Source organism: Micromonospora chalcea (assembly GCF_002926165.1).
Classification (GTDB): domain Bacteria; phylum Actinomycetota; class Actinomycetes; order Mycobacteriales; family Micromonosporaceae; genus Micromonospora; species Micromonospora chalcea.
In genome coordinates, this window is the sequence record NZ_MAGP01000038.1 from 1 (window position 1) to 9,047 (window position 9,047).

Annotated in this window: 9 protein-coding genes; all 9 read left to right on the forward strand. The window is 71.6% G+C overall.

Features of this window, described 5'->3' with window-relative positions:
- Window positions 1-206 precede the first annotated feature (206 nt).
- Window positions 207-1,085, forward strand: a complete 879-nt coding sequence (locus tag BAW75_RS05205) for an N-acetyltransferase (protein WP_208635191.1) — start codon at window positions 207-209, stop codon at window positions 1,083-1,085.
- 212 nt (window positions 1,086-1,297) lie between these two features.
- Window positions 1,298-1,585, forward strand: coding sequence for a hypothetical protein (locus BAW75_RS05210; RefSeq protein ID WP_104112826.1), 288 nt, complete (start codon window positions 1,298-1,300; stop codon window positions 1,583-1,585).
- A gap of 11 nt (window positions 1,586-1,596) precedes the next feature.
- Window positions 1,597-3,042, forward strand: coding sequence for an APC family permease (locus tag BAW75_RS05215; protein WP_104112827.1), 1,446 nt, complete (start codon window positions 1,597-1,599; stop codon window positions 3,040-3,042).
- 232 nt (window positions 3,043-3,274) lie between these two features.
- Window positions 3,275-4,045: a hypothetical protein gene (locus tag BAW75_RS05220; protein ID WP_244206016.1), complete on the forward strand. Its 771-nt coding sequence runs from the start codon at window positions 3,275-3,277 to the stop codon at window positions 4,043-4,045.
- Window positions 4,042-5,250 (forward strand): histidine decarboxylase, encoded by a 1,209-nt coding sequence (locus tag BAW75_RS05225; protein WP_091424831.1) that lies wholly within the window; start codon window positions 4,042-4,044, stop codon window positions 5,248-5,250. Before BAW75_RS05220 ends, BAW75_RS05225 begins: the two co-directional genes overlap by 4 nt.
- 42 nt (window positions 5,251-5,292) lie before the next feature.
- Window positions 5,293-6,438, forward strand: coding sequence for a class II histone deacetylase (locus tag BAW75_RS05230; RefSeq protein ID WP_104112828.1), 1,146 nt, complete (start codon window positions 5,293-5,295; stop codon window positions 6,436-6,438).
- Window positions 6,439-6,499: 61 nt separating this feature from the next.
- Window positions 6,500-7,258, forward strand: a complete 759-nt coding sequence (locus BAW75_RS05235) for a class I SAM-dependent methyltransferase (protein WP_091424839.1) — start codon at window positions 6,500-6,502, stop codon at window positions 7,256-7,258.
- Window positions 7,255-8,163 (forward strand): hypothetical protein, encoded by a 909-nt coding sequence (locus BAW75_RS05240; RefSeq protein WP_091424842.1) that lies wholly within the window; start codon window positions 7,255-7,257, stop codon window positions 8,161-8,163. Before BAW75_RS05235 ends, BAW75_RS05240 begins: the two co-directional genes overlap by 4 nt.
- Window positions 8,164-8,306: 143 nt before the next feature.
- A complete protein-coding gene (locus BAW75_RS05245) occupies window positions 8,307-8,936 on the forward strand; it encodes a GNAT family N-acetyltransferase (protein WP_091424845.1) in 630 nt (209 codons plus the stop codon).
- Window positions 8,937-9,047 lie beyond the last annotated feature (111 nt).

Genomic DNA, 9,047 nt, shown 5'->3' on the forward strand with positions numbered 1-9,047 from the left:
GAGCCACCATCGGCTTTCGACATTTCTCTGACATTCCTGCCCGCATCAGTCGTCGCCGCGCGGTTGTCGGCAGATTGTCAGGACCGGCCGCCGAACCTGGCCGACACCGACCGAACTCGCCTTTAGTCGCTGTGTCCGGTGTCAGCGGCACCGCCGAGGTGTTACCGACCGGTCAGCCGAGTCGCCTTACTGAGGGAGAGTCAGCCGTGTCCATTGCCAGGATGCCACTGCTCCTGTCGATCACACCGGCCCTCGTGACGGTGACAGCGGCGCGATACAACGTGCGGACGAGGGTGATCAACAGCATGAACGTCCCGCTGGCACGAGGTGCGGAGTCTGTTCCCAACCGGCCGAACGGACGTGACGATTCTGCTCGCCGGGTACTCGGCTTGCAGGTTCCGGATGAGGCGGTGTTCTGCGCGACCGGCGACGACGTTCCCGTGCTGGCCGCGCTTCTGGCTCACAATCTGTCGGCCGGATCGTTGGGTACGTGGCTGGTGCCTGACGCGGCCGTGCGCGATAGGGCTCTGCGTCGGTATGCCGAGTTCGTACTGATGTATGCGGTGCAGCACGGCCGGGTCGACACGACCGAGGATCGTGCCGCGGTCGCGGTGTGGTTTTCGCGGCTGGAGCCACCGCCGGCCGGTGCGGGGTGGGGGTGTGAGCTGCGCCGGTTGCTCGGCCCGTTCGCGGCGCGATTCGTGGTGCTGCACGCGGTGGTGCCGCGTACGCCGCATCACTATCTGGCACAGTTCGCGGCCCGTCCCGGGGAGGGCGCGGCGGCGAGGGCGTTGCTGGCGAGCTGTCACCGGGTGGTGGATGCCGAAGGGCTGCCGGCGTACACGCAGGTGTGGGGCAGCGAACCTCGTGAGAGCTTGTTTGGCCGGCTCGGCTACCTGCCGCGGTCACCGATGCTGTTGGGGTCCGGTGGCCCGGTGCTGTGGCGGATGTACCGGCCGCGGCGCGGCGGTGAGCGGCGTGACGGCCTGCCCCGTCGTGTGCGGCTGCACCGGGCCGCGGCGGCTTCTGCCGGCGCAGGGCCGTCGGCGGCGCCGCCGCTTCTCGGTCGGGTCGACACGACCTGACAGCCGTTTCGGCACCTCGATGCATGGCTGCTGGCCTTCGGCCAGCGGGGCGTTTGCATACACCTTCCCCTCGATGCAAGGAGGCGTTTCTCATGCTGGCTGCTATGACCCGTTGCCCGATGCGGCTACGACGGCCGAATGCCGGCCGGTGGCTGTTGGCGTGGCTCGCTGCTGCGCCTGGCGGTGCCGCCGCCGTCACGGACGCGGGAGCTGTGACGTCGCGCGAGTTCGTCTGGGGGTACGCGATCAGGCGGGAGTGGCCGGACGGCAGTCACGACTTGTTCGGGTTCGCGTCGGACGCTCGCGTCGCGCAGCGGCGGCTCGGTCGGGACCAGGACTACTGGCGGGGCGGCCCGGTACGGCCGTTGGCGGTGTACGTCGTGGCCGCGAACGCGGCCGACGTGGACGGTCACCCGGTGGACGGCTGCCGCCGCCCCGGCTGTCCCAACGTGCCGGAGCACTCGCGCTGTCCGGACTCCCCGGATCGGGGGCAGCGGTGAGGTCGACGCACGTGCAGGTGGCCCTCGCCCGGCGGACGTTGACTCCGTTCGGGTTGTGGGTGTTCGGGGCGGCGGCGTCGGCGCCGATGGTGGTGCTGGCAGGAGGCATCGTCGCCACCTACGCGACCACGGGGGTGGAGGCGTTGCCGCTGGTGTTCGTGCTGGTGGCCGGTGTCGTGGCGGTGCTCGCGGTCGGATACACGGCGATGGCCCGGCAGGTGGGGCACGCGGCGGCGTACTACGGCATCCTGGCGCACGGTCTGGGTCGTAGCTGGGGTGTGGCCGCCGGGCTGGTCGCCCTGATCGCCTACAACGCGATCCAGACGAGCCTGTTCGGGTTGTTCGGCGCGACGATGGCCGGGCAGCTCGGCGGCGCGTGGTGGGTGTGGGCGGGCATCGCCGTGGCCGTGGTCGGGGTGGTAGGTGTGCGGGCGATCGTGCTGTCGACCCGCGTGCTGGCCGCCGTGCTGGCGGTATCCCTGCTGATCGTCACCGCGTTCACGCTGGCCGGTCTCGCGCAGCCGGCGGACGGCGGGTTGTCCTGGGAAGGCTTCGACGCCTCGAGCCTGGCGGTCAGCGGTATCGGCGGTGCGGTCGCCTTCTGCGTGGCCGCGTTCATGGGCACCGACGCGCCGGGCTCGTTCGTCGAAGAGGCCATCGACCGCCGGTCGGTCGGCCGGGCCACCATCGCCGCGGTGCTCGTCCTCGGCGGGGTGTATGCGGCAGCGGCGTGGGCGATGGGCATCGCCGCTGGTCCCCGATCCGTCGCCGACGTGGCTGCCGACCCTGCGGCGGGCCTGCCGTTGTCGGTGCTGGAGCGCCTGGGCGGCTGGTGGGTACCGCTCGCGCAGACGGTACTGATCTGCGCGATCGTCACGTCGATGCTGGCCTTCCATTCGGTCATCGCCCGGTATGTGTTCGCGATGGCCCGGGAAGGCGTGCTGCCTGCCGGGCTCGCAAGGACCGGCAGCGCGACTCGCGTCAGCGCGCCGCGCGGCGGTTCCCTGACGCAGACCGGCATCGCCGTCGTGGTGGTGGGCGGGTTCGCGTCATCCGGCGCGGACCCGGTCGCGGTGATGTTCACCTGGCTGTCGGCCTTGGGCGCGATGGGCTTGTTGTGCCTGCTCCTGGCCGCCTCGGTGGCGGCGGTGCGAGCACCGGCCGGCCTGCGAGGCCCGAAGGCCGGCGTGTGGGAATGGCGACTCGCACCCGTGATCGGTGTGGCGGGCGGGGTGGTGGTGCTGGCCTTGATGGTCGGCAACGTGGACTCCCTGCTCGGCGCCCCGCCGGGGTCACGGGCGCCGCTGCTGCTGCCCGCGATCCTCGTCGCCACGGCCGTCGTGGGCGGGTTGTGGGCCGGGCAGGTGCGCCGGTCCCGTCCGGAGGTCTACGCCGGTATCGGCCGTGGCACACCGGCCACCCATGCCGTACCCGACGCCATCACCGTCTCCATCTGACAAAGGGGCGCAAGTGATGAGGACTCACACGGCGATGACCGGGCCTGGCGGGCGCTACGGCGTCGATCCCCTGCATCCCGGCTGGCGGCCGGAACACCCTCCGGCGGCGCCACCGGGCCCGCGCGCCCCGGCTGTCGGCACGCCGCCCGGCTACCACGCGCCGGGGGAGCACCACCGGCCGCCGCCGCCCCCCGCCCCTCCAACCCCGCCTGCGGCAGTACCCCCGCCGGACATGCCCACGGACCAGCCTGCGCCCGACGGGAACGAGGTGCCGGGACAAGCGCGGCGGTGGGCGGATCTGCGCGTGCAGGTCGCCTACCGGTGCAGGCGGCTCAACACCGGCCACATGGTCGAGGCGGACCAGCGCCACGACACCCGTGAGGCGCTCGGCCCGCACGCTCTGATGCTGTTCTTCGTCTCCGAGGCACCGGCCGAGCCGCACGGCTACCTGCTGCACACCGCCTACCGGCTGTGGCTGGCCTCCCCGGAATCCGAGGACCTGCCCCGGCTCCTGGCCGATCTAGCCGAGGTGGTCCGGACCAACATCGTCCGCGCCGCCTCCGCCGGGCGGCGGTGGCATCCGCTCGGGCCGGACGCCTCGATGGTCAACGGCGGAGACATGAGTCCGCCGCCGGGCGCCACCTACGTCGGCGTCGGGGTCAGCACCCTCGACTCCGACCAGGGCCGCTGGCAGCAGGTCGCCCGCACCCTCCGGGACGGATCCGGCGGTCGGTACCTGTCGGCCTTCGACCTCAAGGGCCAGTGCTACGTGCTGCTGACCGACGGCACCGCCCTGCACCTGGACCGTGACCCCCAGGCCCGCATCGGCGTCGACGGGATCCGCTGCACCAAGACCCTCGACCCGGACCGGCCCGCCTACTGGCACAACCCGCACGCCAACCTCACCGAGCAGGGCGACGACGCCACCCGCGAGCTGTGGCGACGACTCGGCATGCTCCACCACACCCTCACCTCCCACCTGCACGGCGGACGGCCGGCGTGACCCACACCCTGAGACTGGCCGCCGCCGCGGACCTGAGCCGCGCGCCGATCGACATCACGGCCGTGCTTGACCACCTCGTTCGCGCAGCCGACGCCACGGCGGCGACGAGCATCGGGTTCCCCGGCGCTGTGGACCTCGACCACACGGAGGTCATGACCCGCCTCGGCGGCAGGCTGTGGAACAACATCGGCGACCCCGCCGACGAGGGCGGAATCGCGCACACCCGGGCGCTGGAACGCGCGGTCATCACGTGGACAGCCGACCTGCTCGCCATGCCCGCAGACGACCGGTGGGGCTACGTCACCACGGGCGGCACGGAAGGCACCCTGTCCGCCCTGCACGCCGCGCACCGGTGGAAACCGACGGCACGGATCTACTACTCAGCCGCCGCCCACTACTCCGTGGCCAAGGTGGTGCGCCTGCTCGGCGCGCACGGCATCCTGGTCCACGCGCGTCCCGATGGGGAGATGGACTACGCGCACCTCGCCGAGCAGCTCCACCGGCGGCGCCGCTTCCCGGCGATCGTCGTCGCGACCGCCGGCACCACCATGACCGAGGCGGTCGACGACACCAGCCGCATCCGCGCGGTCCTCGACGAGCATCACGCAGGCGGGCATCTGCACGTCGACGCGGCCCTGTCCGGCATCCCCCTGGCCCTCGACGGACGGCTGTCCCTCGATGACGCCAGCGGCATCGGCAGCGTCGCGATCAGTGGCCACAAGTTCTTCGGCACACCGACGCCGTGCGGCATCGTGCTCATCCGCGATCACCTACGCGCCGCCGGTTCCCGGGTGGCCTACACCGCCACGGCGGACACCACCATCACCGGCTCCCGCTGCGGCCTGTCGGCCGCGCTGTTGTGGCATGCCATCGCCGTTCACGGACGGGAGGGGCACCGGTGGCGGGCCAGCGAAGCCCGCCGGCTGGCCGCCTACACCGTCGAGCGGCTCAACGCCGTCGGCTGGCCCGCCTGGCGGCACCCGCACGCCTTCACCGTCGTCCTGCCCACCCCACCCGAGCACGTACGCCGAAAGTGGCTCCTGGCCACCGACGGCGACACCAGCCACCTCATCTGCATGCCCGGCATCACCCCCGGCCAGGTCGACGCCTTCGTCGCCGACATCGCCGACACCCGCCCGCGAATCCGGCCGATCCCGCGACCGAGACCGGCAACAGCATCTCCCGCCAGCTCCCACGCGCGCTGACCACACCAGCACCAGCCACCCCACCGACGAAAGGCAACCATCATGACCACCGGATACGTCTTCCATCCCGAGTACCTGTGGCACGACACCGGCACCAGCGCCGGCCTGCTACCCGCCGACCCGACCGCCGGCGTCCAACCCGCCGTGCACGTCGAGAACCCCGACGCGAAGCGACGCGTCCACGAGCTGATCCACGCCTGCGGACTGCTGGGCGAGCTGATGGTCATCGAGCCCCGGCGGGCCACCGTCGCCGAACTGACACGCGTGCACACCCCCGCCTACGTCCAGCACATCAAGACCCAAAGCGACCTACGCGGCGGGGGAGGCGACGCCGGAGACGGCTTCTCACCGGTCGGGCACGGCAGCTACGACATCGCCCGCCTCGCCGCCGGCGGGCTGATCGAACTCGTCACCGCCGCCGCCCACGGCGACATCACCAACGGCTACGCCCTGGTCCGCCCACCCGGCCATCACGCCACCGCCAACCAGGGAATGGGTTTCTGCCTGTTCAACAACATCGCCGTCGCCGCCCGCCACGCCCAAGCCGAACTCGGGCTCGCACGCGTCGCGGTCGTGGACTGGGACGCCCACCACGGCAACGGCACCCAGGCCATCTTCAACGACGACCCGAGCGTGCTCACCATCAGCCTGCACCAAGCCGGCTGCTTCCCACCCGACTCCGGATGGACCCACGAAAACGGCACCGGCGACGGCACCGGCTACGCCCTCAACGTGCCCCTACCACCAGGCAGCGGCCACGCCGCCTACCTCAACGCCATCCACCAGGTCGTCCTCCCGGCACTGGACCGCTTCGCCCCCGACCTGATCCTGCTCGCCAACGGCTTCGACGCCAACGTCTTCGACCCCCTCGCCCGGCAGATGCTCACCGCCGCCTCCTACCGAGAGATGACCCGCCTGCTCGTCAGCGCCGCCGACCAGCTCTGCCACGGCCGGCTCATCGCCGCCCACGAAGGCGGCTACAGCCCCTTCTACACCCCCTACTGCGCCCTGGCATTCCTCGAAGAACTCACCGGCACCACCACCCACGTCACCGACCCCCTCGCCGCCGTCGTCGCCGGGTACACCGCCGAGCCCTTCCTGCCCCACCAGCGCGAGGTGATCGCGGCAGCCGCACAGCTCGTCGAACGGATCAGCCCAGCCGCCACCAGCATCACCGGCTCCCAGTAAGGCAGCACCAGCACCCGACGCCACCGGCATCACCCGCCACGCCGACATCCGGAGCACCGCCATGACAACCACGCTGCCGGCCCACGCCGGGCCGATACACCTACTGCTGAACCCGAGCATTCACACGGTCCTGGACCGACTCGACATCCGCACCAACCAGCGGGTGCTGGACGTCGGCGCCAGCGAGGAGAGCACCACCCTCCTGGCCCGGCTCGTCGGCCGCTACGGGTCCGTCACCGCCGTCGACGCCGACACCGGCCACCTCACCGACACCGCCGTCATCAACGTCCACCAGCTGGACCTGAACCGTGACCCGGTGCCCGGCCACGCCGCCGGCTACGACCACATCCTCGCCCGCTGGCCCCACGGCACCCTGCGCGACCCCGCGGACCTGATCGCGCAGATGACCACCCGGCTGCGCCCGGGCGGCCGGCTCGTCCTCGCCGACATCACCACCACCGCCCCCCGGATCTACCGGGCGCCCGACGACGAGTCCGCCACCCTCATCCACACCGTCCTGCAGCAGGCCCACCGCGCCCTCACCGGCCCGCATGGCGCGACCTGGACCGCCGACCCCGAAACCCTGCTGTTCAGCCATGGCATGGTGCAGCACTGCATCCATACCACCACCGAGACCTGGACTGGCGCCGACCCCGGCTGCCGGCTCCTCGCCGACGTCATCACTCACCTGCGTCCCCGCCTGAACATCACCAACGCGGACCGGTTCGCCGACCTCATGACCGACCCCCGCGTACTCCTGGGCTCCTACGAACGCCGGGTCATCCACGCCCGCGCCGCAGATAAGGCACGACAAGCATGACCCACCTGACCCTCAAGGCCCGCCGGCAACGTGCCGCGCTCCTCGGCGGCAGCCTCGTCCTCGTTCTGCTCACCGCCTGCCATGCCGATCCACGACCGGCCGGCACCGGGTCCGCCGCACCGCGCCCCGCCAGCACACCAGCTGCAGCCGCCACCGCCGCAGGGCTCACCGCCCAGCAGCGCCTGAACCTGCTCGCCGATACCATCAGCACCGCCCCCGCCGACACCACCGGCGGACTGCCCTACACCTACCTGCACCTGCAGAGCTGGACACGCGCGAGCACCACGATCGTCCGCACCGACGTACGGCGCTGGCGGCACGACGCGGACGGCTCCGGCCGAGAAATCATCCGCCGGGCACCGGACCTGCACGGCCTCAACCACCAGCCCACACCGCAGGAGCGCCAGGAGTTCAGCCGGGCCGTACCGCACACACTGCACCACGGCATCGGTGACCTGCACCCCCACCTCCCCGGGGACATCCCCGCCAATCCCCGCGAGCTGATCCGACTGCTCGCGCCGCCCGCGCTGGCCGACGAGCCCGCCTACCCCAGGATCCTGACCAGCGGCATCGTCGAACTGGCCACCAGCCAGCACCTCAACCCACGGCAACGAGCGACGACCCTGCGCGCCCTGGCAGCGGCCCCCCACCTCACCTACAAAGGCACGACAACCGACCTCGCCGGCCGGACCGGCATGTCCTTCCAGATCGTCGCCGACGGATCCACCTCGACGCTGCTCATCCACCCGGACACCGGCGACCTGCTCGCCGCGACCGAATGGATCAACCGCGGACGCCGACCCGGCCTGCACTCCTACACCCTCCTGCTCGCCCACACCCGCACCCGCAACACCGAAACGCCCACCTCACCTACCACCGCCGCAGCCGTGACCCGCCTGCGGTGACAACCCGGCCAGCCGACGTGCCAGAGGGAAGGCTCAGCGGGGCGGGGCCCTCGTGGCCGGCGACAGCGGCTCTCCCGTCCACGACCGCCGGCCACCCCAACCAGCACGACGACAAAGGCAGCAAGAGAAAGGCAGGGCACGAGGTGCCGCACCACATCCGGGCCGCGCGGTGGCGCGAACAGGACATCGTCGCCACGGTGATCGCCGAGGCCCTCCAACCCACTTCCATCGCCGCCTGGCTGATACCCGACCAGGAACAACGAGGCCGAGTCTTGGCCGACGTCGTCGCCATCTGGGTCGAACACGCCATGCTCTACGGCGACGTCCACGTCACCAGCGACCTCACCGCCGCCACCGTCTGCTTCCACCAATACGGGCCCGTTCCACCACCGGCCGACTACGCCACGCGCCTCGCCACAGCCGCCGGCCCACACGCCGAGCGCTTCCGTCTCCTGGACGACATCATGGACAGCCGGCAACCGACCACGGCGCACTACCATCTCGCCTTCCTGGCCGTGCGCCCCACGCACCAGCGGACCGGCAAGGGCCGGGCGCTGACGGAGCACCTGCGCTGCCGGCTCGACCTCATCGAACTGCCGTCCTGGACCCTCACCCTCCCAGCCGGGCAACACCTCCTCGCCCAGGCCGGTTACGACGCTGACCACGCGATCGTGCGCCCGGCCGAGGACGTGAGCATCCAACCGATGTTCCGTCGCCCCGGCCAGCGCGACCAGACCGCCACCGCAGTGCTCCGCTCGGGAGTGTGGATCTAAGGGTGTTTCCGGCCTGACCTGCCGGGCGTTGTGCCTGGTGAGGAGGGTGCCGTGATGACCGCGACACTGAACGACCAGACCGGACGCAGGAAGCGGCCCGAGCCGTCGGCG